The sequence below is a fragment of the Mesotoga sp. HF07.pep.5.2.highcov genome (assembly GCF_003666285.1).
GTDB lineage: Bacteria > Thermotogota > Thermotogae > Petrotogales > Kosmotogaceae > Mesotoga > Mesotoga prima.
Genome location: NZ_JFHJ01000276.1, coordinates 1 through 1125, shown reverse-complemented (window position 1 = coordinate 1125; position 1125 = coordinate 1). Strand labels below are relative to the sequence as shown.

The 1125-nt window shown below is 44.6% G+C and carries 2 protein-coding genes; both read right to left on the bottom strand.

Features of this window, described 5'->3' with window-relative positions; translation table 11 throughout:
* Positions 1-561 (bottom strand): aminotransferase class I/II-fold pyridoxal phosphate-dependent enzyme (locus BG32_RS05905; protein WP_121526555.1); only part of this gene is annotated, 561 nt, incomplete at its 3' end.
* A 103-nt stretch (positions 562-664) separates the two neighbouring features.
* The coding region (locus tag BG32_RS05900; RefSeq protein ID WP_121526554.1) for a sensor histidine kinase KdpD at positions 665-1125 on the bottom strand (461 nt) is incomplete at its 5' end.

Here is a 1125-nt window from a genome sequence, read left to right as displayed (position 1 = left end):
GAAAACGAAAATCCCCCTTTCTTCTGTAAAGGAAGCGATCTTCATCAGGTCTCTGTTAGAAACAAGGTATCCGGTCGGGTTATTAGGATTGTTTATTACAACGAGTTTAGTTTCTGGGCGAACAAGATCCTTCAGTTCATCTACATCAAAGCTCCATTCTTCCCCACTTCTTCTCAGTTCCCAGCGGGTCACTTCACATCCGATTGCGTTGGCAACTTCGTACAGTGACTGATAAACTGGAAACTGACAGATCACATGGTCGCCTTTCTGAAGAAAGACATTCATGAAGTTGAAGATCGCCTCTTCCGCCCCGGAATGAACAAGAACATCCTCTTCTCCAACAGTCGAGTACAGGCGGGAGATCTCCTTTCTCAATATCGGATTGCCCGAAACTTCAGTGTATCCAAGCCATGTATCGAGAAACTCGGACGAGCTCTCCCCCGCCATTTGCAGCAATTCTTTAATTGTCATGGCTTCGCAGTCCGACTGTGCAAGAAGATAAGGCGCACTAAACTCATGCTTTCCAAAGTAGATTTCCAGTTTGAAATCGTTGAGCTTCATTCTCTACCTCCCACACCATTCGATGAGCATTTTTAAGAAATCCATATAGGCGACTACGGCACGTCAGAATCCTACAATCAAAATGTAAGTTTAGGCTAAATCTTCACTCTTCGAAGGGAAAATCAATCACGAAGATATTCTTTCCATCCAGATGAGTGTATTCAAGCTTCAAACCATGCGCCCTGAGGATTGACCTGACCACCCGAAGGCCCAGTCCGTACCCCTTAATTTGCTTGGCCTCCTCGAGTTCTTCGTTTTGAACGAAATCGATAGCTTTTCCCATGTTCGAAATCGAGAGAAAGGAACCATGTTCATCGGAAATCAGTTTGACCTCTACTGATCCGTCGGTTGTGTATCTGCAGGCGTTGTCGAGCAGATTGATGATCACATGCTCCAGCATGTAGCCGGAACCTCTAATCACTATATCTGGAGCAATATCGATTTCCAGATCTTTATCGGAATGAATCATTAAAATCTTTTCAGTCGTCTGGAGCAAGAGCTGAGAGAAATTAATGAGATTTTTCTCGATCGGCAGTGAACTCTCAGTGCGGGATAGAAGCAGAT